The sequence below is a fragment of the Texcoconibacillus texcoconensis genome (assembly GCF_014202575.1).
Lineage (GTDB): Bacteria > Bacillota > Bacilli > Bacillales > Salisediminibacteriaceae > Texcoconibacillus > Texcoconibacillus texcoconensis.
In genome coordinates this window covers 292,252-314,243 of the sequence record NZ_JACHHB010000002.1, presented here as the reverse complement: position 1 = coordinate 314,243, position 21,992 = coordinate 292,252, and the positions used below count along the sequence as shown (strand labels likewise).

Genomic DNA, 21,992 nt, shown 5'->3' with positions numbered 1-21,992 from the left:
GGTCATCGTGACGAAAGAGGGAGGAGCAAATCGGATGGTTGAAAAGCGAGTCGGTGTGATCATGGGAAGTACATCTGATTGGGAAACGATGAAACATACTGTTGATACGCTTGAGGAATTTTCTGTTCCGTATGAAAAACGCGTTGTATCTGCGCATCGCACGCCTGATGATATGTTTACATATGCCGAGACCGCACGAGAGCGTGGTATCGCAGTCATTATTGCAGGTGCTGGAGGGGCAGCGCACTTACCGGGCATGGTTGCGGCGAAGACGACTTTACCGGTGATCGGCGTCCCGGTTCAATCGAAAGCACTGGATGGAATGGATTCCCTTCTTTCCATCGTACAAATGCCAGCAGGCGTTCCAGTTGCAACGGTAGCGATTGGAAATGCGGGGGCAAAGAACGCTGGTTTATTAGCAGCGCAAATATTAGCGGTAGAAGACAAAGAGCTTCAAGACAAATTGGTGAAATCACGCGCTGAAAAAGCTGAATATGTGCGAGAAAGTAGTGATCAGTTATGACGAAAACCCTAGCACCAGGCGCAATGATCGGTATTATTGGTGGGGGACAACTTGGACGCATGATGGCACTTGCAGCGAAAGCAATGGGAGATCGTATCGCTGTTCTTGATCCAAATGAGAAGGGACCGTGTGCGCAAGTTGCAGATGACATTTTTGCAAGTCAATACAATGATCAAGAGGCTGCCGTAAAACTGGCGGAGAAAAGTGATGTTGTCACGTATGAATTTGAAAACATTGATACCCCTGTTCTCGAGAAACTAATAACAAAATCGTACGTGCCTCAAGGATCTTTCCCACTTTCAGTGAGTCAACACCGCCTTCGTGAAAAAGAAGCTTTCAAGGAAGTAGGAGCTCAAGTCGTTCCTTATCGACCTGTGTCATCTAGAGCTGATATTGATGAGGCACTTCAAGAATGGCATTCAGCGGCAGTGTTAAAAACATGTTCAGGTGGTTATGACGGCAAAGGGCAGCGAGTCATTAAAACGAAACAAGAGGCGAAACGGGCATGGGAAGATCTTTGTGACAAAGGAGATTTAATCCTTGAAAAGTTTGTTTCGTTGAAAAAAGAATTGTCCGTTGTTGCAACGCGTAACACGCATGGTGAAATGTCGGTTTTTCCGCTGGCTGAAAATGAACATCGAAATAACGTTTTACACTGTACGATTGCACCGGCGCGTGTGTCCGAAAAGATCGCTTTGGAAGCGGAAGAGATTGCGAGAAACGTTGCAAAAGCGTGGGATGTTGTCGGGACGTTTGCGATTGAATTTTTCCTTGATGAAAACGATAGATTGTACGTGAATGAATGGGCGCCGCGCCCGCATAACTCAGGCCACTATACAATTGAAGCGTGTGAAACCTCGCAGTTTGCTCAGCATATTCGTGCAGTAACCGGTCGTCCTTTAGGGAGCCCTCGTTTGCTTCGACCTGCTGTGATGATTAATATATTAGGGGAGCATGTCCCTGGTGTGAATGCGTCATATGAACGGATCGGAAACAAAGGACACATTCATTTTTACGGAAAAGACGAGGCGAAGGTTGGACGTAAAATGGGGCATATCACATTTTTAGGAGAAACAGTCGAAGAAGCGATCCAAAAAAGTGAACCAGCACAACAAATTTGGCAACAGGATGACCGTAAGGAGGAAGTAGGACAATGATTGAACGGTATACAAGACCAGAGATGGGGGCCATTTGGACCGAGGAGAATCGTTTTCGCGCTTGGCTTGAAGTAGAGATAGCTGCTTGTGAAGCGTGGGCTGAGTTAGGGGAAATACCGAAAGAAGATGTTGAAACGATCCGTGAAAACGCATCGTTCGATGTTGAGCGGATTCATGAGATTGAAGCGGAGACGCGTCACGATGTCGTTGCTTTTACGCGAGCAGTTTCAGAAACACTTGGTGAAGAACGAAAATGGGTGCATTACGGACTTACATCGACGGATGTCGTGGACACAGCTTTGTCGTATTTACTTAAACAAGCAAATGAGATTATTGAGCAAGACTTGTCTCATTTCTTAGAGGTATTAAAAGCGAAAGCGCAAGAGCATAAGTACACGATTATGATGGGAAGAACGCATGGCGTACATGCGGAGCCGACGACATTTGGGCTGAAGCTTGCGCTTTGGTATGAAGAGATGAAGCGAAATATTGAACGGTTTAAGCGTGCGGCTGACGGTGTACGTGTTGGGAAATTGTCGGGTGCTGTCGGTACATATGCGAATATTGATCCGAGAATTGAGGAGCACGTATGTAAGCAACTTGGCTTAGAAGCGGCGCCGATCTCTACGCAGACTTTGCAACGTGATCGTCATGCGGATTATGTTTCGGCACTAGCTTTAATTGCGACGTCGATTGAGAAGATGGCTGTGGAAATTCGCGGTTTGCAAAAGAGTGAGACACGTGAAGTCGAAGAGTTTTTTGCGAAGGGGCAAAAAGGGTCTTCGGCGATGCCGCACAAACGTAATCCGATCGGTTCGGAAAACATGACAGGGATTGCGCGCGTGTTGCGTGGCCATATGCAAACAGCGTACGAAAATGTGCCGTTGTGGCATGAGCGAGACATTTCTCATTCTTCAGCAGAGAGAATTATCTTGCCGGATGCGACGATTGCGGTGAACTATATGCTTCGTCGTTTTGCGTCCATCGTTGAAAAGTTAACCGTGTTTCCTGAAAATATGGCGAAGAATATGGATCGCACGTACGGACTTATTTATTCTCAGCGCGTGTTGTTGACACTAATTGATGAAGGAATGACGCGTGAAGAGGCGTACGACCTTGTGCAACCGAAGGCAATGGATGCTTGGGAGCGTGGGGTGTTTTTCCGTGAATTGATCGAAGCAGACGAGAAGATTACTTCACGATTAACGAAAGAACAATTGGATGCTTGTTTTGATCCGAAGCATCATATGACACACGTCGACACGATTTTTCAAAGACTTGGAATTGACTAGTATGGAAGACCAGGGAGCGTCGTCTCCCTGTGAACATAAAGTTGTGCCAATATTCTGTCTGGAAGCGAGGTGTGGCTATGTCGAGTTGTTTATACGAGGGGAAAGCGAAGCGAATCTATTCAACAGATGACCCTGACCGTTTTCGCATTGCTTACAAAGATGAGGCAACCGCATTTGATGGTGAGAAGAAAGCGCAAATTGAAGGAAAAGGAAAACTTAATAATGAGATTAGTTGTCTAATATTTGCTCGTTTAAAAGAGGCAGGGGTTACATCGCATTGGGTTAAGCGTCTTTCTGAAACAGAACAACTTGTCGAGCGTGTCGAGATCATTCCGCTGGAAGTTGTCGTACGAAATATCGCGGCTGGAAGTCTTGTGAGGCATCTCGGGTTTGAAAAAGGAAGGGTTCTCAATTCGCCTATTTTTGAATGGTACTACAAAGATGATGACCTTGGTGACCCATTGATTAATGAGGATCACATTCGGGAGCTTGGTGTAGCAAGTAAACAACAATGTGAGCAAATGCGCACGCAAGCCATTCAGGTTAATCAAGTGTTAAAAGAAATCTTTTTGTCCATGGGCATTACGCTCGTCGACTTCAAACTTGAGTTTGGTCTCAATAGTGAAGGGAAGATCGTCTTAGCTGATGAAATCTCACCAGATACATGTAGGCTCTGGGATAAAGAAACGAATGAGCCGTTTGACAAAGATTTGTTTCGCTTTCAGCTCGGCGATTTACAAACTGGTTATGAAGAAATTTATTACCGCTTACAAGGAGGAAAACAATGATTACTGTTCAAGTTTATGTATCGTTGAAACAAGGAGTTCTTGATCCCCAAGGCAGTGCAGTCAAACAGTCGTTAAATACACTTGGTTTTTCTGAAGTAGAGGACGTTCGTATCGGCAAACATTTGACGTTAACCATTGATGCCGAAGAAGGTGAGGTTGACATCGAAGAGCGAGTGAAGCAAATGTGTGAGAAGTTATTAGCCAATCCTGTCATAGAAGATTACGAGTTTACAATTGAGGAGGTTGTCACATCATGAGATGGGCGGTCATCGTCTTTCCAGGTTCGAATGCCGATACGGAAATGTATCATGCGATTAAAGATGTGCTCGATGGCGATGTCTCGTACGTTTGGCACGAGGAAACGTCGCTTGAAGGCTTTGACGCAGTGTTGTTACCAGGTGGGTTTTCTTATGGTGATTATTTAAGGTCAGGTGCGATTGCACAGTTTTCCCCGATTATGAGTGAAGTCGTTCGTTTTGCTGAAGAAGGGGCACCTGTCCTAGGCGTGTGCAACGGGTTTCAAATTTTACTAGAAATAGGCCTTCTTCCAGGGGCGATGAGACGTAACCAACAGCTCACATTTCTATGTAAGCATGTTGAACTGATCGTTGAAAACAATCAAACAGGTTTTACGTCAGGATACGAAGCTGGTGAAAAAATTACGGTGCCTGTCGCGCACGGTGATGGAAACTATTATTGTGATGATAAGACACTTGGCAAATTAAAAGAGAACGGGCAGATCGTTTTCACGTACGCCAAAAATATCAATGGGTCGATTGAAAACATTGCTGGTATTACAAACGAACGAGGAAATGTTCTTGGTATGATGCCTCACCCTGAACGTGCTGTACACACTTTACTAGGATCAGCAGACGGGGCTAAATTGTTCGAATCGATGGAGCGAGAATGGAGGGAACGCGATGTTATCCGTACATGAACCAACAGCACAACAAATCTATGATGAGTGTATTTATCGTGAGATGGGATTAAGTGATGCAGAATTTGCTGAGGTCGAAACCATTCTCGGGCGTAAACCGAACTACACGGAAACAGGTTTGTTTTCTGTCATGTGGTCGGAACATTGTAGTTATAAACATTCAAAAGCGGTGTTAAAAAACTTCCCAACAGACGGCGAACACGTCTTACAAGGTCCTGGGGAAGGTGCAGGGATCGTCGACATTGGTGATGGGCAAGCGGTCGGTTTCAAAATTGAAAGTCACAACCACCCTTCTGCAGTCGAGCCATATCAAGGGGCGGCGACAGGTGTTGGCGGCATCATTCGTGACGTTTTTTCTATGGGCGCGCGCCCTGTTGCTTTGCTCAATTCGCTTCGCTTTGGTGAACTCGACCAACCGCGCGTTCGTTACTTGTTTGAGCAAGTCGTGGCAGGTATTGCAGGTTACGGAAATTGTATCGGGATTCCAACTGTCGGTGGGGAGGTTCAGTTCGAGCCGTGTTATCAAGAAAACCCACTTGTGAATGCGATGTGTGTCGGGTTAATCGATCATGAAGACATTCAAAAGGGTGTAGCCAAAGGTGTCGGTAACTCCGTCATGTACGTTGGTGCGAGTACAGGTCGCGACGGTATTCATGGTGCAACTTTTGCATCTGAAGAAATTAGCGAAGAATCTGAATCAAAACGCCCATCTGTTCAAGTTGGCGATCCTTTTATGGAAAAATTGTTGCTTGAAGCATGCTTGGAAGTAACCAAACACGATGCACTTGTGGGTATTCAAGACATGGGTGCTGCGGGTCTTACGTCTTCAGCTTCGGAAATGGCCAGTAAAGCTGGGATGGGCATGATCATGAATTTAGATGATGTTCCTCAACGAGAAGAAAACATGTCCGCCTACGAAATGATGCTTTCTGAATCGCAAGAACGAATGCTTCTCGTCGTTCAAAAGGGACGTGAAGACGAGATTAAAAAGATCTTTGATCACTGGGGATTGGCAGCCGTTGTGATCGGTGAAGTCACTGATGATCAACGTTTTCGTGTATACCACAAAGGTGAGCAAGTGGCAGATGTACCAGCCGATGCATTAGCTGAAGATGCGCCGACATATTATCCGCCTTCTAAGAAGCCATCCTACTATGAAACGTTCCAATCACAAGAGGCGTATCAACCAAAAGTTGAAAATATGAAAGAAGCGTGGCTTTCTCTATTAAGTCAACCAACGATTTCTGATAAGTCTTGGGTTTATCAGCAGTACGATCATATGGTCCGTGCGAATACCGTTGTTCAACCTGGTTCTGATGCAGCAGTGGTTCGAATTCGTGATACGGAGAAGTCGTTGGCAATGACGACAGACGGTAATTCGCGCTATGTGTATCTCGATCCGTATATCGGAGGGCAGATGGTCGTTGCAGAAGCTACACGTAACTTGGTTTGTTCTGGGGCAAAACCATTAGCGCTTACCGATTGCTTAAATTATGGTAGTCCTGAAAAACCAGAGATATATTGGCAATTAGAACGTTCCACAGAAGGTATGAGTGAGGCGTGTCATGTATTGAATACGCCTGTGATTAGTGGAAATGTGTCTCTTTATAATGAAACGCAAAATGGCGCGATCTATCCAACACCAGTTGTTGGTATGGTCGGACTCGTTGAAAAACAAGAACATATAACGACCCAGCAAGTGAAACGAAGTGGCGACGTGTTATATGTGATTGGCGAAGCTGACGCCAACTTTTCTGGCAGTGAGCTACAAAAAATGATCGAAGGGGACGTATTCGGTCCTGTTTCTCCTATTGATATGAAACAAGAAGCGAGCCGTCAACAAGCCCTTCTTGAAGCGATTCGTGCAGGGTACATTTCTTCTGCGCACGACATTTCTGAGGGTGGACTTCTCGTTACGATAGCTGAGAAGTTAATTGGAACAGGACTTGGAGCGGATGTGACGCTTAAAGGCGATCTTTTAGCGGAAGCCTTTTCCGAAACACCATCGCGCTTTGTTGTGTCTGTGCCAACAGAGATGACGGAATCATTCGAAAATATTGTTCCTGAAGCACGTATCATCGGACGTGTCACCGATCAAAGCACTGTGACAGTCAGTGATGCTGCAGGAGAACGACAAGCAACAGCAACAATAGAAGAGTTGACGGAAGCGTGGGAAGGAGCGATTGAATGCTACCTGAAGTCCGAAGTTTAAACGAAGAATGTGGCGTTTTTGCCATTTGGGGTCATGAAGACGCGGCGACGATCAGTTATTACGGTTTACATGCCTTACAACACCGTGGACAAGAAGGAGCGGGTATCGTTTCAACAGATGGTACGACGATGCGTGCCCATAAAGGGATGGGACTTGTAACAGAGGTGTTCAGTCGCGGGGAGCTAGAGCCATTAATCGGACACGGTGCAATTGGTCACGTTCGTTATTCTACTGCAGGGGAAAGTGACTTCATCAACTGCCAACCACTCTTGTTTCGTTCGCAAACAGGCGGCCTTGCGCTTGCTCATAATGGAAACTTAGTCAATGCCGTCGATTTAAAACATATGCTCGAGCGGCAAGGGAGTATTTTTCAAACGTCTTCTGACACAGAAGTGCTCGCTCATTTGGAAAAGAAAAGCGGGTATGAGCGCCCAGAAGATCGTTTAAAAAATGCATTATCAATGGTTAAAGGAGCTTATGCATTTGTACAAATGACTGAAGACGGGATTATGGCCGCGCTTGACCCGCACGGCTTACGTCCGCTTTCCATCGGTCGACTTGGCGATGCGTACGTAGTTTCATCGGAAACGTGTGCGTTCGATATTATCGGCGCAACGCATGAACGGGAAGTGAACCCAGGTGAGTTAGTCATTATCGACAATCAAGGACTTCGAAGCGAACAATTTTCGTATCCGTCAAATCGTGCGATCTGTAGTATGGAATACGTTTATTTTTCTCGTCCTGATAGTTTAGTAGATGAGATTAATGTGCATACAGCACGGAAAAATCTCGGCAAACAGTTAGCGATGGAAGCGCCTGTTGAAGCAGATGTCGTAACAGGTGTTCCAGATTCGAGCATTTCAGCAGCGATCGGCTATGCCGAACAAATGAATATTCCTTATGAACTCGGGTTGATCAAAAATCGTTACGTCGGCCGCACGTTCATTCAACCATCGCAATCCCTTCGTGAACAAGGGGTGAAAATGAAACTGTCAGCTGTTCATGGCGTTGTTGAAGGAAAGCGAGTCGTCATGGTTGATGATTCCATCGTTCGAGGGACGACGAGTCGAAGAATTGTGCATATGCTTCGCGAAGCAGGTGCCAAGGAGGTTCACGTTCGCATAAGCGCACCACCTATTAAACATCCATGTTTCTATGGCATTGATACATCTACAAGTGGTGAGCTCATTGCAGCGAATAAATCAGTTGCGGAAATTGAAGAAGAAATGGGTGCGGATAGTTTAGCTTATATGAGTATTGATGGTTTGAAAACAGGAATCGGCCGTGACCCAAGTATGACCGACTGTGGTCAATGTCTCGCTTGTTTTACTGGTTCTTATCCGACAGACATTTATCCGCACACAATGCGACCGCACGAAAAAGTGTAACGGCACATTTTTCAAACAAATAGATGACGAAAGTCAAGAGAGGGGTTCGTGATGTCACAAGCATATGAACGCGCAGGTGTCAGTTTAGAAGCGGGTTATGAATCTGTTCGGAGAATGGAACAACATGTCGCGCGTACAAAACGAGATGAGGTACTAGGGACGCTAGGTCGTTTTGGCGCCTGTTTTGATCTGTCTCAACATACGTATCAAGAGCCTGTTCTCGTTTCAGGCACAGACGGGGTCGGTACGAAATTACTCGTTGCGATGGCGATGAATCGTCACGACACGATTGGTGTGGACGCTGTAGCCATGTGTGTCAACGACATCGTCGTACAAGGGGCAGAACCGTTGTTTTTCCTTGACTATCTCGCATTAGGAAAGACGGACCCTGAGCGGGTTGAACAGATTGTATCAGGGTTGGCAGACGGTTGTGAACAGGCAGGTTGCTCACTGATTGGTGGGGAAACGGCTGAGATGCCAGATATGTATGACCCTGAAGAGTACGATGTGGCTGGATTTGTCGTTGGGATCGCTGAAAAGCGTCAGTTGTTGTCAGAAAATCATGTTCAAGCTGGAGATGTATTAATCGGGATTGCGTCTTCAGGTGTTCATAGCAATGGTTTTTCCCTTGTTCGAAAAGTCATCGAAGACGCAGGACTAGACCTTAATAAAACATACGCACCGTTCCAACGTTCATTAGGTGAGGAATTACTAGAGCCAACAAAGATTTACACGCGCGTAGTTCTTTCGCTCATCCAAAACGGACTCGTTAGAGGAGCGGCTCATATTACAGGTGGAGGGTTACCGGAAAACGTTCCGCGTATGCTCCCTGATCATCTCGGTGCAACGATTGATCGCACTTCCTGGCAAGTTCCTGACATTTTCCGTCTCTTACAATCTGAAGGTGAACTGTCGGATGATGACTTATTTTCAACGTTTAACATGGGGGTTGGCCTTGTCGTTGCGGTTCGTCCTGAAGATGTAGAAACTACAAAACAGCTGATTGAAAATGCAGGAGAGACGGCTTCAATAATAGGAAAAGTAACTGAAGGTGCAGACGTCCGCTTTGAGGGGGATTGGCGATGACGAATATAGCTGTCTTTGCTTCTGGAACAGGGTCGAATTTTGAAGTGATCGTTGAAGCGGTAGAGAACGGATCACTTGACGCCAATATTGCCCTCCTCGTTTCAGATCGCTCTGATGCGGATGTGTTAAGGAAAGCAGAAAAAGTAGGGGTACCGACGCTCGAGCTTGTTCCGAAAAATTTCGATACAAAAGCAGGTTTTGAAGTCGAAATATTACAGCACTTACGTTCACATCAGATAGAATGGGTCATACTTGCAGGTTATATGCGCCTCGTTGGACCCACACTTCTAGAAGCTTATTCTGGAAAAATTGTTAATATCCATCCTTCTTTATTACCTTCATTTCCTGGTTTGCATGCACCAGAACAAGCACTAAAAGCAGGGGTTAAAGTAACAGGGGTGACGATCCATTACGTTGATGAAGGAATGGATACAGGACCCATCATCGCACAAGAACCTGTTAAAATAAGTGAAAATGAGACGTTGGCATCGTTAAAGAAGAAAATTCAGTATGTAGAGCACGATTTGTATCCGAAAACGATCCAATCCCTCATTCAAAGAGAACGTAAAGGAGGAGCAAGTAATGAAAAAACGAGCATTAGTTAGTGTATCAAACAAAGAAGGAATTCTTCCCCTTATGAAAACACTCGCCGACCAAGAGGTTGAAATCATCTCTACAGGTGGGACAAAAGCGATCATTGAAGAAGCAGGTATCCCTGTGACAAGTGTGTCGGATGTAACGGGCTTTCCAGAAATTCTTGATGGCCGTGTTAAGACACTACACCCATTCATCCATGGAGGGTTACTTGCGATGCGCGGTAATGATCAACATGTCGCGCAATTAGAGGAACAACAAATTACAACGATTGATTACGTGATCGTCAACTTATACCCATTTGAGGAGACGGTTTCTAAGCCAGGTGCGACATTTGAAGATGCGATTGAAAACATTGATATCGGTGGACCTGCAATGGTGCGAGCGGCAGCTAAAAATCATCAAGATATCGCAGTGATCGTGGATCCAAATGATTATGAAGCAGTTATTGAGGAGATTAAGGCCAATGATGAAGTGTCTAAGCAACAAAAACGAAAACTAGCAGCGAAAGCTTATCGCCATACGGCAAGTTATGATGCGCTCATTGCAGAATATATGACTGCGCAAACCGAAGATGAAGAGCCAGAATCACTGACTGTTACATACAGAAGAAAACAATCACTTCGGTACGGCGAAAACCCTCACCAGCAAGCGAGCTTTTATCAACGTCCTCTAAGTAACTTGACGTCGATTGCGAACGCGACGCAATTGCACGGGAAAGAACTATCCTACAACAATATTAATGATGCAGATGCTGCACTGGCAGTTGTCAGAGATTTTCAAGAACCTGCCGTTTCCGCGATAAAACATATGAATCCGTGTGGTGTAGGCGTAGCAGATACAGTTTCAGCGGCGTTTAAGAAAGCTTATGATTCTGATCCTGTCTCGATTTTCGGTGGGATCGTTGCAGCGAACCGTGAAATCGATGTTGAGACAGCTCAACAATTAAAGGAAATCTTTTTGGAGATTGTGGTCGCTCCTTCATTTACAGATGAGGCGATGGCAATTTTAACAGAAAAGAAAAACATCCGTTTATTAACGGTGGAATTTCAATCAGAAACACCGTTAGAACAACGAATTACGACAGTTTCAGGTGGAGCACTCGTTCAAGATACGGATACATTGACGTTTGCTGATGTCGATGTAAAAACAGCGACAGAACGAGAGCCGAGTGATTCGGAGTGGCAAGAATTGAAATTAGCTTGGAACGTTGTTAAACATGTGAAATCGAATGCGATTGTTTTGGCTAAAGATGGCCAAACGATCGGTGTTGGAGCTGGACAAATGAATCGCGTCGGCTCTGCAAAGATTGCCGCAGAACAAGCTGGGGAAAGAGCGAAGGGGTCAGTGATGGGATCGGATGCCTTTTTCCCAATGAACGATACAGTTGAAGCCGCAGCAGAAGCTGGTGTAACTGCGATCATCCAACCAGGTGGTTCGAAACGAGATCAAGATTCCATTGACAAAGCGAATGAATTAGGGATTGCGATGGTCTTCACAGGTGTTCGTCACTTTAAGCATTAAGTCGAATTTAGGGGGTAAAGGATGAATATTCTTGTTGTAGGTTCTGGAGGAAGAGAACATGCACTTGTTGAATCTGTCTTGAAAAGTAAACGCACGCAACAAGTCTTTGTCGTACCAGGAAATCCTGGGATGTCAGACAAGGCTACATGTGTGCAAATTGACCTCGATGATCATGAGCATCTTGTTGACTGGGCAAAACGTGAGGAGATTTCGTTAGCGATCGTTGGTCCAGAGAAACCATTAATGGCTGGGCTTGTTGACCGTTTTCAGGAAGCGGGCATTCCAGCTTTCGGTCCAACACAAGAGGCAGCTTTATTAGAAGGTAGCAAGACATTCGCTAAAAAGTTGATGAAAAAATACGGGATTTCTACAGCAGATTATCAAGTATTTACGAATGTTGATGAAGCAAAGCAGTATGTTTGTGAGAACGGTACGCCTACGGTTATTAAAGCTGACGGTTTAGCTGATGGAAAAGGCGTGATCGTCGCGATGTCTGAGGAGGAAGCGCTCACTGCTTTAGACCGTTTAATGGCTGATGAGCAATTCGGTGAATCAGGCAAAACCGTTGTTATCGAAGAGTTTTTAACAGGTGAAGAAGTCTCGGTCATGGCATTGGTCAATGGGGAAAACGTTGTTCCACTTGAACCAGCACAAGATCATAAAAGAGCCTATGATCATGACAAAGGACCGAATACTGGGGGAATGGGCGCGTACTCTCCTGTACCACACTTGCCTAATGATCTCGTTAGCCGTGTCGAACAAGAAGTGCTTCGTCCAATGGCAAAGGCTATGGGACAAGAAGGTTACTCGTTTACAGGTGTACTTTATGCAGGTTTGATGGTTTCAAGTGCTGGTGATATATCAGTTATTGAGTTTAACGTTCGCTTTGGTGACCCAGAAGCACAAGTTGTTCTTCCGAGACTTCAGTCAGACTTTGTCGACGTGATAGAAGAAGTCCTTGCGGGACGTGAGCCAGTTTTAGAATGGTCCGAGGACGCCTGCTTAGGGGTTGTCGTTGCTTCGGAGGGTTATCCTGGTTCATATAAGAAAGGTGTTCCACTTCCCCGTATCTTCAATACCCCTGAACGACAATGGTATTTTGCAGGTGTGAAAAATCTAGAAGGTCAGCTTTTGAGTAGTGGAGGGCGAATTTTGCTACTTAGTCAAAGGGCTGCTTCTTTACTTGAAGCACAAGAAGAAGTGTATAAAACTCTTGCACAATATGAATGGTCTGGAATGTTTTACAGGAATGATATTGGTAAACGAGCGATAAACAACACTTCTTTTATAGGAAAATGAACAAGAGGCTGACTAGAAACAGGCAATGTCCATCCCATGACGTTGCCTGGAATAAAGTCAGCCTCCGTTATGCCTTATTGGTGAATCATCTCATCAAATTCAACACCGTCAAATGGTTCTTCGTAGTCGAAGGGTTCTTCATAATATCCCATGCGTTCTTCCATCAAATAAACCATCGGACAGAAACGGGTTAACCCTTCAGCAACTTTCATCGCACCCATGATGGTTGTGAACAAAGGCATAAGACCCATTGGTGAACGTACAAGCCTAGCCGTTCCCAAAGCTAATAAGGTGAACCCGCAAATTAGGCGAATAAACACGTTTAAAGGTCCAATATTTTCTCTCATCATGTCCTCCTCAACATTTGTCATACAAAATCAAGTTTTGACGAACTTTCTTATAAATCTTTACTGAGATAAAGGGTTGGGATGTGTTACGATAAGAGAAACACGAAAAGGTGAGTCCAAGAATTTTGTTAAAAAACTGATTTTTGAACACACAGATTTCTAAGATAAATGGGTGATCTCAATGGTGAAATCATTGGCCAAGTGGTCAAAAACGGAATTAAGAAGGCAATTAGAGGTTGTGCGTGGCCACCGTGCACCAACCAAGTTGTTAAAAAACGCATTGTATTTCATTAAAAGTCGACGAAAATGGGTGGAAGGCAATATTTGGATTTACCATGATCGGATTGTTTATACGGGTGAAAACCTTCCAACAAATATCGATGGTACAGAGGTCGTCGACTGTGAACAACAAATGGTCGTGCCTGGTTATATTGAACCTCATGCCCACCCGTTTCAGTTGTATTCTCCCCACCGGTTAGCGGAATATGCAGCTCGTTATGGAACGACGACATTAATTAACGATAACTTAGGCTTCCTTTTAGAATGCGATAAAAAGAAAGCGTTTACAGTTCTAGAAGAATATGCAAAAATACCTTCAACCATGCTTTGGTGGGCCCGCTATGATACACAAACTGCACACAAAGATGAGCACCTCCTTAGTCATTCACTAATCCATGACTGGATCAACCATCCTGATGTTATCCAAGGGGGAGAGTTGACAGATTGGTTGTCAGTTTTGCAAGGTGACGATGATACTTTGCATTTGATGCAGGAAACGAAAAATCGTGGGAAGCGGATCGAAGGTCATCTGCCAGGTGCTGGAGAAAATACTTTGGTGCAAATGGCTTTGTTAGGTGTTAGTGCTGATCATGAGTCCATTACTGGCGATGATGTGATTCGACGTTTAGACCTTGGGTATTTTGTATCTTTGCGTCATTCGTCGATTCGACCAGATTTACCTCATTTGCTCAGTGATTTACAACGTAAAGGCATTCAGCACTTTGATGATATCATGATGACAACAGATGGGTCCCCACCGAGTTTTTATGAACAAGGACTACAAAATCAACTGTTAAAAATCGCGATCGATACAGGCATCCCTTTTGAGGAAGCAATAAGTATGGTGACCGAGAATGTTGCACGTTACTACGGGATAGATGAATACGTAGGTAAAGTGGCTCCAGGTCGAATTGCGCACCTTAATATGTTACAGTCTACTAAAGACCCAACGCCTCATTCTGTTTTGGCAAAAGGGGAATGGGTAAAAAAGAATGGTCAGTTACAAGGCTTATCATATGATGTGAATAGTGTAGGCGATTTCAACGAGTCGTTTGCGTTAGATTGGTCACTAAGTGAGGAAGATTTGCACTTTTCTATGCCTGTAGGTGTGGAAATGGTTAATGATGTGATTTTAAAACCATATTCAACAATGGCGGATGTCACGAAACCTTGCTTGCCAGCTGAAAGCGATGAATGCTATTTCATGTTTATCGATCGAAATGGAAACTGGACTGTGAACACGATTTTAAAAGGGTTTGCTAAATCTTTATATGGGTTCGCGAGTTCATTTTCTGTGACGGGAGATATCATCTTGATCGGAAAAGATAAGCGAGGGTTACTTGATGCGTTTGAAGCATTGAAAAACCTAGGCGGTGGCATGGTCTTGTTAGATGAAGATGGCCCTGTTGCAGAGTTGCCACTTCACATAGGCGGAATGACCTCTGATGAAACATTAGAAACATTAATCGAGCAAGAAAAGTCCATCGTTTCTGCACTGAAAGAACGGGGGTACCCGCATGATGACCCGATTTACAGTTTGCTGTTTTTTGCAGCGACCCACTTACCTTATATAAGGATAACGCCACAGGGAATTTACGATGTGAAGAAAAAAATGGTACTCTTTCCTTCGATCATGAGGTAAACTAATAACGTAACAATACTGGAATAGGGAAGGGTTTGTGTTTTTATGAACAAACGATCAGTTCTGATATTCACCCTCATTGCATCATTTATTTTTTTAGTTGCTTGTGGTGAGGAAGAAGAAGAAGTGATTGCTCCATTTGAGCCAGATGAAGAGAGCGAACAAGAAGATAAAGAGATAGATGATGAGATAGATGATGAAAAAAATAAGGCCCCTTCATATGATCACCATTATCCATTAACGGGAAAAGGAACAGATGATGATGTTGACTATCGAGCGATGGGGGTTATGATTGAAAACTCCCTTAATGCTCGACCACAATCAGGCTTAACTGAGGCGGATGTCGTGTATGAAGTATTAGCAGAGGGAACTGTGACACGATTCTTGGCTTTTTATCATAGTCAGGATGTAGATCGTATCGGTCCTGTTCGTAGTGCGCGAGATTACTTTATCCACCTCAATAACGGTTATGATGCAGTATATGCCTCTGCTGGAGGGAGTCCTGATGCTTTTGATATGATTGCACGTGGGCAAGTGGCTCATTTAAGTGGTTTGAATTATGATGGGGTTTACTTTGAACGAGATCATAACCGGTCAGCTCCGCACAATCTGTATACAGATACTGACAGGTTGTATGAAGGAGCAGAACAACGAGGCTTTGACTTGTCGCGTACACCACCTGAGCTCCCTTTTATAGATAAATCGGACAATGATGAAGACAGATCCATAGATGGGGAAGAAGCTTCAGCTGTGACGATTCAATATGGAAGTAATGTGAATAATGTTCGTTATGAGTATGAAGAAGAGGATGAATCTTATCATCGTATCAATGGAGGCGTAGCGATTGAAGATGCAGAGACAGGTGATGCAGTTGCGCCAGAAAATGTGATGATTGTGGAAGCGCCACATCGAACCATAGATGACCAAGGTCGGCGATCGATTGACATTCACTCAGGCGGTCGGGCATTATTGGTACAGAAGGGTAAAGTACAAGAGATTGAGTGGAGAAATGAAGATGGAGTAATCCTTCCATACGATGGTGGTACACTAGCAGCCTTAAACCCAGGCCAAACGTGGCTAAATATCGTACCAAGTGCAAATGGTGGAATTGATCATTATGTCGATATCGATGGAGAGGAAAGCGCAGAAGGCTTCTAACATAGAAAACAACAAGATGCAATGGAAGGGATGAGGAAACTTGCAAATTGATAAAATACGCGGAAGAGAATTAGATCAACTTTTCGAAGCGATGTTGAGTTTGGAAAATGTTGAAGAGTGCTATCAATTCTTTGATGACCTTTGCACGATGAATGAAATTCAATCATTGGCCCAACGTTTAGATGTTGCTCGTATGCTTCAAGGAGGATTCACATATCAAAAGATTGAAGAAGATACTGGTGCGAGCACAGCGACCATTTCTCGCGTCAAACGTTGCATCAACTACGGAAATAATGGGTATCAAATGACACTTGAACGTATTCAAGAAAAATCACCAGAAAAATAGGATAATACACTAAGAAACGTCTTCAACTCGTAAGGGAGCGGTGGATTAACCGATTCTATGACGATGTTGAAGACGTTTTTCGTGTTCGGAGGTTGGAGGGGCGGTCGTCGATTCCGGAATGTGTCTTAGCAGACCTGTGTTCCGTTATTTCATAAAAAGTGGTTGTTTTGCCCCTTCTAACGCTAAATAGCTGCAGAATGTCCGGAGCGACCTTGAAAATTTCGCATTCTGTTACAGATAAAGGTTCTCATGTCCATCCCGTAAACCACTGTCGCTCGTGTTCAAGGCGTTTCAGCTTTTGGTTATAAACGACTGCTGAGTCGTGTGGCGATTTCTGATATACTATTGAGCAGAATGAAAAGTCCGTTAACAGAAATCTTGGAATGAAAGTTTGGAGGAAATCGTTGTGCTTGAATACCATCAGTGGCGACACGTTTTTAAATTAGATCCTAATAAATCGATAAGTGATGAAGCGCTAGAAAAAGTTTGTGAATCAGGTACTGACGCGATTATTATTGGTGGAAGTGACGGTGTGACGGAGGACAACACGTTGGACTTGCTCCTGCGCGTTCGAAGATACTCGGTGGCCTGTGCGTTAGAAATATCCAGCCTCGAAGCTCTTACACCAGGTTATGATTACTACCTCGTTCCTTCAGTATTAAACGCTGGCGATTTAGAATGGGTTGTAGGAAAGCAACATGAAGCTTTGAAAGCTTACGGTGAATTAATTGAACATGAGACATTGCTTGCAGAAGGATACTGTGTATTGAATAAAGAAGCGAAAGTTGCTGAACGTACGAAAGCAAATACTGAATTAGACCGAGAAGATGTTGAAGCTTATGCACGCTTAGCGGATCAAATCTTTCGTATGCCGATTGTGTATATAGAATATAGCGGTGGTTTCGGAGAACCAGATATTGTGAAACAAGTCAGCCGAGTCGTTGAATCTGCCAAAGTGTTTTATGGTGGTGGTATTACATCGGTAGAAGAAGCAAAAACAATGGCGCATTTTGCTGATACAATCGTTGTTGGAAACGTAATATATGATGATTTAAAAGCTGCATTAAAGACAGTTCAAGCTGTCAAAGAGACGGCGTCGTAAATAAAAATGGAAATGAGACGGAAGGTGATCATATGACGCGAATCAAACATGATTTGTTAGAAGGTTTAAACCCTGAACAACAAAAGGCTGTGCAACATGATAAAGGACCGCTATTGCTTATGGCAGGGGCAGGAAGTGGAAAAACGCGTGTGTTAACGCATCGCATTGCTTATTTGATCGGAGAAAAAGATGTTGCACCGTGGTCGATCTTGGCGATTACGTTTACGAATAAAGCTGCGCGAGAAATGAAGGACCGTGTTGCATCGATTGCAGGGGCAGATGCTGAGGATTGCTGGATTTCAACCTTTCACTCGATGTGTGTCCGTATGCTCAGACGTGATATCGACCGTATCGGGTTCAGTCGGAACTTTACAATTCTCGATTCCACCGATCAACTAACAGTGATCAAACGAAAAATCAAAGAATTAAATATCGACTCGAAAAAGTTTGAACCCCGGAGTCTTCTCGGGTCGATTAGTTCAGCAAAAAATGAATTGAAAACACCTGAGGACTACGGAAAAGTAGCTGACGGACCCTATGAAAAGACCGTACATCAAGTATATGAAGCATATCAGAAAGAATTGAAAAAGAACCAAGCGCTCGATTTTGATGATTTGATCATGTTGACGATCAGGTTGTTTAAGCAAGTACCAGATGTTTTAACGTATTATCAACGTCGTTTTCAATATATTTTAGTTGATGAGTATCAAGACACGAACCGTGCGCAATATATGCTCGTGAATATGCTAGCTGAGCGTCACGAAAATATTTGTGTTGTCGGTGACTCTGACCAATCTATTTACCGTTGGCGTGGTGCAGATATCGCAAACATTTTGTCATTTGAAAAAGACTACGACAATGCGGAAGTCATTTTCCTTGAACAAAATTACCGTTCATCTCAGCGCATTCTTGAAGCGGCAAATGAAGTCATTGAAAATAATGCAAACCGTAAACCAAAGCAACTATGGACGGACAACCCTGCTGGCGAGAAGATCACCCATTTCAAAGGTGATAATGAACATGCTGAAGCGCGCTTTGTTGTTGAAACAATGCGCGACTTGATTGAAAACCAGAATTATCGACCGCAGGATATCGCAATCCTCTATCGAACGAATGCGCAGTCGCGTGTGATGGAGGAAATGCTCATGAAAGCGAACTTTAATTATGCGATCGTCGGTGGGACGAAGTTCTATGACCGTAAGGAAATTAAAGACTTACTTGCCTATCTTCGTCTTGTCAGTAACCCAGATGATGACATTAGCTTGCGTCGGATCATCAACGTGCCGAAACGTGGCATTGGGGCGACGACAGTAGAAAAAATAGAGGCTTACGCATCGTCCCACGATTTAACGCTGTTTCAAGCATTACAAGAAATCGAACAAGTAGGTTTAAGTGCCCGTTTTACGAAAACGTTGCGTGAATTTGCTGAGCAAATCAATAACTGGGTACAAATGCAAGAATATATTACGGTAACAGAACTTGTTGAAGAATTACTCGATAAAACAGGTTATCGTGCGATGCTTAAAAACGACACGAGTATTGAGGCGGCAAGTCGCCTAGAGAACATTGAGGAATTTTTATCGGTTACACAAGAGTTTGAAAAAGGCAGTGAAGATAAATCATTGATCGCGTTTTTAACTGACTTGGCGCTTGTTGCTGATATTGATAAAGTTGATGAGGAAGATGAAGAGGAGCAAGATAAGACGTTACTTATGACCCTTCACTCAGCAAAAGGTCTTGAATTTCCGATTGTCTTTTTAATCGGCATGGAAGAGGGCGTGTTTCCTCATAGCCGTTCGCTTATGGAAGAAGTGGAAATGGAAGAAGAACGACGTCTTGCATATGTTGGAATCACGCGTGCAGAACAGCGGTTGTATGTTACAAGTGCCCGCATGCGCACAATATTTGGGAAGACGAATATGAACCCAGAATCGCGATTCATTTCGGAGATTCCAGAAGAGCTCCTTGAGTCACACGAGGCTGGAAAGCCAACACCACCTTGGATGGATTCTTCTCGCGGACAATCATCGTCTGCTCATTCAACTACAAAGACAGAGCAAGCGGCAACACAGAAGAAACGTCCAGTGCGAAGCCAAACGACGAAAACGGGTGGAGATTCGTTTGCATGGTCTGTTGGTGATAAGGCTGAACATAAAAAGTGGGGTGTCGGAACGGTCGTCAGCGTAAAAGGTGAAGGGGATACGGTCGAGTTAGACATTGCTTTCCCACAACCTGTTGGCGTCAAGCGACTTTTAGCACAGTTCGCACCGATTACGAAAAAGTAAGGTGATAGAGAAAATGGAACGTTCTGAAGCAAAACAACGAATCGATCAATTAACAAAAAGCTTAAATGACTATGCACACCAATACTATGTGTTAGACCAACCTACGATATCTGATGCCGAGTACGATCAGCTATTAAAAGAATTACAACAACTTGAAGATAAACACCCAGATTTAAAACGGGCAGATTCTCCAACGGAGCGTGTTGGGGGTGCGCCGCTTGAACAGTTTGAAAAAGTTGAACATGATGTCCCAATGCTTAGCCTTGGTAATGCATTTAATGACCAAGAACTTCGTGACTTTGACAGACGCGTACGTGATGGGATTGGTCGAAACAGTTCATACAGTTGTGAATTAAAATTCGACGGCTTAGCTGTAACGTTAAAATACGAAAATGGACAATTTGTTCGAGGAGCTACACGCGGTGATGGGACGGTAGGAGAAAATATCACGAACAATTTAAAGACGGTACGCTCGATTCCGTTATCTTTGAAAGAAGATGTAACCATCGAAGTGCGTGGAGAAGTTTTCATGCCTAAAGATTCGTTTGAGAAGTTGAACGAGGCTAAAGAAGAGCGTGGAGAAGCTCCGTTTGCTAATCCACGAAATGCTGCGGCTGGGTCCCTTCGACAATTAGACCCAAAAATTGCGGCGAGCCGTAACTTAGATATTTATGTATATGCGATAGGGCAAATTGAAGATCGTTCGTTATCTTCTCACTCTGAAGCGCTAGATTATTTGCACCAATTAGGTTTTAAAACCAACGAATATCACCGTCATTGTCAAGGTATTGAGGAAGTCATTGAGTACGTGAATAGTTGGATTGACCGCCGTGCAGATCTTCCTTATGAAATTGACGGGATCGTTGTAAAAGTTGATCGTCTCAGTGACCAAGAAAAGCTCGGCTTTACAGCAAAAAGCCCGCGCTGGGCAACGGCGTATAAATTCCCAGCTGAAGAAGTGATCACGACTTTACGAAGTATTGAATTAACAGTTGGACGAACTGGTGCTGTAACACCGACGGCAGTATTAGATCCTGTAGCAGTAGCGGGTACGACGGTTCAGCGTGCGTCTTTACACAACGAAGATTTAATTCGCGAGAAAGATTTGAAAATCGGCGATAAAGTGACGATTAAAAAAGCTGGAGATATTATCCCTGAAGTGATCAATGTTTTAGAAGAACATCGTACAGGTGCAGAAGAAGACTTCGCGATGCCAACGGAGTGTCCAGAATGTGAGAGCGAACTGCAACGTATTGATGGAGAAGTAGCACTTCGTTGTCTTAATCCAAAATGTCCAGCACAGATCCGTGAAGGGTTGATCCATTTTGTGTCACGTGATGCGATGAATATCGATGGCCTTGGTGAACGTGTGATTAGCCAACTTTTTGAACACGGACTCATTGAAGATGTCGCTGACCTTTATCAACTTGAACGTGAAGAATTGTTAAAGCTCGAAAGAATGGGCGAAAAATCAGTGCAAAATTTACTCCAAGCCATCGAAGTGAGTAAAGAAAACTCCTTAGAAAAGTTGTTATTTGGATTAGGAATCCGCCATGTTGGTGCTAAAGTTGCGCGCACATTGGCTGAACATTTTCAAGAAATCGAATCGTTACAAGAAGCGAGCGAAGAAGAGCTCGTTGCTATCGATGAAATTGGTCCTAAAATGGCCGATGCGATCGTGACTTATTTTGGTCAAGACGAAGTCACTGAATTGATCAAGGAGCTTCAACAATTAGGAGTGAATACGACTTATAAAGGGAGAAAGCGAACGGAACAGTCAGAAGACACGCCTTTTAATGACAAGACGGTCGTGATCACAGGCGCATTAGAGCAACTGTCACGCAAAGAAGCAAAAGAGGAAATTGAATTGCTAGGCGGAAAAGTGACCGGTAGTGTCAGTAGTAGTACTGACCTTCTCATCGCCGGTGAAAAGGCAGGCTCAAAGCTCAAAAAAGCCGAAGAACTCAATGTCGACGTTTGGACGGAGGGAGAGCTTCTGCAAGCGCTCGGTCGAACAGAATCATGAACTTGAA

19 protein-coding genes are annotated in these 21,992 nt (G+C 44.1%); 18 read left to right on the top strand and 1 reads right to left on the bottom strand.

The features are described 5' to 3' along the window. Positions 1-34 precede the first annotated feature (34 nt). The 12 genes from purE (at position 35) to purD (ending at position 12,800) form a co-directional block, all read left to right on the top strand. Entirely contained in the window at positions 35-523 is a 489-nt protein-coding gene (purE, locus tag HNQ41_RS03465; RefSeq protein WP_184663017.1) for a 5-(carboxyamino)imidazole ribonucleotide mutase, read from the top strand. Beyond that, positions 520-1,680: a 5-(carboxyamino)imidazole ribonucleotide synthase gene (purK, locus tag HNQ41_RS03460; RefSeq protein ID WP_184663016.1), complete on the top strand. Its 1,161-nt coding sequence runs from the start codon at positions 520-522 to the stop codon at positions 1,678-1,680. The genes purE and purK overlap by 4 nt, the downstream gene beginning before the upstream one ends. Next, a complete protein-coding gene (gene purB / locus HNQ41_RS03455) occupies positions 1,677-2,972 on the top strand; it encodes an adenylosuccinate lyase (RefSeq protein ID WP_184663015.1) in 1,296 nt (431 codons plus the stop codon). The genes purK and purB overlap by 4 nt, the downstream gene beginning before the upstream one ends. Positions 2,973-3,049: 77 nt before the next feature. Then, positions 3,050-3,760, top strand: coding sequence for a phosphoribosylaminoimidazolesuccinocarboxamide synthase (purC, locus tag HNQ41_RS03450; protein WP_184663014.1), 711 nt, complete (start codon positions 3,050-3,052; stop codon positions 3,758-3,760). Then, positions 3,757-4,017 carry a phosphoribosylformylglycinamidine synthase subunit PurS gene (gene purS / locus HNQ41_RS03445; RefSeq protein ID WP_184663013.1) on the top strand — a complete coding sequence of 87 codons (261 nt, stop codon included), beginning with the start codon at positions 3,757-3,759 and terminating at the stop codon, positions 4,015-4,017. Before purC ends, purS begins: the two co-directional genes overlap by 4 nt. After that, positions 4,014-4,697: a phosphoribosylformylglycinamidine synthase subunit PurQ gene (purQ, locus tag HNQ41_RS03440; protein ID WP_184663012.1), complete on the top strand. Its 684-nt coding sequence runs from the start codon at positions 4,014-4,016 to the stop codon at positions 4,695-4,697. The genes purS and purQ overlap by 4 nt, the downstream gene beginning before the upstream one ends. Next, the gene (gene purL, locus HNQ41_RS03435) at positions 4,681-6,909 is read left to right on the top strand and encodes a phosphoribosylformylglycinamidine synthase subunit PurL (RefSeq protein ID WP_184663011.1); all 2,229 of its coding nucleotides are present in this window, start codon (positions 4,681-4,683) and stop codon (positions 6,907-6,909) included. Before purQ ends, purL begins: the two co-directional genes overlap by 17 nt. After that, entirely contained in the window at positions 6,885-8,297 is a 1,413-nt protein-coding gene (gene purF, locus HNQ41_RS03430; RefSeq protein ID WP_184663010.1) for an amidophosphoribosyltransferase, read from the top strand. Before purL ends, purF begins: the two co-directional genes overlap by 25 nt. Before the next feature lie 51 nt (positions 8,298-8,348). Then, on the top strand, positions 8,349-9,383 hold the full coding sequence (purM, locus tag HNQ41_RS03425; RefSeq protein ID WP_184663009.1) for a phosphoribosylformylglycinamidine cyclo-ligase: 1,035 nt from the start codon (positions 8,349-8,351) through the stop codon (positions 9,381-9,383). Further along, positions 9,380-9,988, top strand: a complete 609-nt coding sequence (gene purN / locus HNQ41_RS03420; RefSeq protein WP_184663008.1) for a phosphoribosylglycinamide formyltransferase — start codon at positions 9,380-9,382, stop codon at positions 9,986-9,988. Before purM ends, purN begins: the two co-directional genes overlap by 4 nt. Further along, a complete protein-coding gene (gene purH / locus HNQ41_RS03415) occupies positions 9,966-11,501 on the top strand; it encodes a bifunctional phosphoribosylaminoimidazolecarboxamide formyltransferase/IMP cyclohydrolase (protein ID WP_184663007.1) in 1,536 nt (511 codons plus the stop codon). The genes purN and purH overlap by 23 nt, the downstream gene beginning before the upstream one ends. A 21-nt stretch (positions 11,502-11,522) precedes the next feature. Further along, positions 11,523-12,800 carry a phosphoribosylamine--glycine ligase gene (purD, locus tag HNQ41_RS03410; RefSeq protein WP_184663006.1) on the top strand — a complete coding sequence of 426 codons (1,278 nt, stop codon included), beginning with the start codon at positions 11,523-11,525 and terminating at the stop codon, positions 12,798-12,800. Between the two features lie 74 nt (positions 12,801-12,874). On the opposite strand, the gene HNQ41_RS03405 is transcribed toward purD, so the two are convergent. Next, the gene (locus HNQ41_RS03405) at positions 12,875-13,147 is read right to left on the bottom strand and encodes a YgaP family membrane protein (RefSeq protein ID WP_184663005.1); all 273 of its coding nucleotides are present in this window, start codon (positions 13,145-13,147) and stop codon (positions 12,875-12,877) included. A gap of 181 nt (positions 13,148-13,328) precedes the next feature. Between HNQ41_RS03405 and HNQ41_RS03400 the strand changes: the two genes are divergently transcribed. From HNQ41_RS03400 to ligA, 6 genes are all read left to right on the top strand, one after another. Next, on the top strand, positions 13,329-15,068 hold the full coding sequence (locus HNQ41_RS03400; protein WP_184663004.1) for an adenine deaminase C-terminal domain-containing protein: 1,740 nt from the start codon (positions 13,329-13,331) through the stop codon (positions 15,066-15,068). A 45-nt stretch (positions 15,069-15,113) separates the two neighbouring features. After that, positions 15,114-16,226 carry a DUF3048 domain-containing protein gene (locus HNQ41_RS03395; protein WP_184663003.1) on the top strand — a complete coding sequence of 371 codons (1,113 nt, stop codon included), beginning with the start codon at positions 15,114-15,116 and terminating at the stop codon, positions 16,224-16,226. 40 nt (positions 16,227-16,266) lie between these two features. Next, positions 16,267-16,572, top strand: a complete 306-nt coding sequence (locus HNQ41_RS03390; RefSeq protein WP_184663002.1) for a YerC/YecD family TrpR-related protein — start codon at positions 16,267-16,269, stop codon at positions 16,570-16,572. 406 nt (positions 16,573-16,978) lie between these two features. Beyond that, the gene (gene pcrB, locus HNQ41_RS03385; RefSeq protein ID WP_184663001.1) at positions 16,979-17,674 is read left to right on the top strand and encodes a heptaprenylglyceryl phosphate synthase; all 696 of its coding nucleotides are present in this window, start codon (positions 16,979-16,981) and stop codon (positions 17,672-17,674) included. A 32-nt stretch (positions 17,675-17,706) separates the two neighbouring features. Further along, entirely contained in the window at positions 17,707-19,959 is a 2,253-nt protein-coding gene (gene pcrA / locus HNQ41_RS03380; RefSeq protein WP_184663000.1) for a DNA helicase PcrA, read from the top strand. Between the two features lie 13 nt (positions 19,960-19,972). Further along, entirely contained in the window at positions 19,973-21,985 is a 2,013-nt protein-coding gene (gene ligA / locus HNQ41_RS03375; protein WP_184662999.1) for an NAD-dependent DNA ligase LigA, read from the top strand. Positions 21,986-21,992 lie beyond the last annotated feature (7 nt).

Coding starts and splice junctions, on each gene's coding strand:
- purH (WP_184663007.1), top strand. CDS start 9,966: ATGAAAAAACGAGCATTAGTTAGTGTATCAAACAAAGAAGGAATTCTT.
- purN (WP_184663008.1), top strand. CDS start 9,380: ATGACGAATATAGCTGTCTTTGCTTCTGGAACAGGGTCGAATTTTGAA.
- purE (WP_184663017.1), top strand. CDS start 35: ATGGTTGAAAAGCGAGTCGGTGTGATCATGGGAAGTACATCTGATTGG.
- HNQ41_RS03395 (WP_184663003.1), top strand. CDS start 15,114: ATGAACAAACGATCAGTTCTGATATTCACCCTCATTGCATCATTTATT.
- purK (WP_184663016.1), top strand. CDS start 520: ATGACGAAAACCCTAGCACCAGGCGCAATGATCGGTATTATTGGTGGG.
- ligA (WP_184662999.1), top strand. CDS start 19,973: ATGGAACGTTCTGAAGCAAAACAACGAATCGATCAATTAACAAAAAGC.
- purS (WP_184663013.1), top strand. CDS start 3,757: ATGATTACTGTTCAAGTTTATGTATCGTTGAAACAAGGAGTTCTTGAT.
- purQ (WP_184663012.1), top strand. CDS start 4,014: ATGAGATGGGCGGTCATCGTCTTTCCAGGTTCGAATGCCGATACGGAA.
- HNQ41_RS03400 (WP_184663004.1), top strand. CDS start 13,329: ATGGTGAAATCATTGGCCAAGTGGTCAAAAACGGAATTAAGAAGGCAA.
- purB (WP_184663015.1), top strand. CDS start 1,677: ATGATTGAACGGTATACAAGACCAGAGATGGGGGCCATTTGGACCGAG.
- purF (WP_184663010.1), top strand. CDS start 6,885: ATGCTACCTGAAGTCCGAAGTTTAAACGAAGAATGTGGCGTTTTTGCC.
- purD (WP_184663006.1), top strand. CDS start 11,523: ATGAATATTCTTGTTGTAGGTTCTGGAGGAAGAGAACATGCACTTGTT.
- purM (WP_184663009.1), top strand. CDS start 8,349: ATGTCACAAGCATATGAACGCGCAGGTGTCAGTTTAGAAGCGGGTTAT.
- HNQ41_RS03405 (WP_184663005.1), bottom strand. CDS start 13,147: ATGAGAGAAAATATTGGACCTTTAAACGTGTTTATTCGCCTAATTTGC.
- pcrA (WP_184663000.1), top strand. CDS start 17,707: ATGACGCGAATCAAACATGATTTGTTAGAAGGTTTAAACCCTGAACAA.
- purL (WP_184663011.1), top strand. CDS start 4,681: ATGTTATCCGTACATGAACCAACAGCACAACAAATCTATGATGAGTGT.
- purC (WP_184663014.1), top strand. CDS start 3,050: ATGTCGAGTTGTTTATACGAGGGGAAAGCGAAGCGAATCTATTCAACA.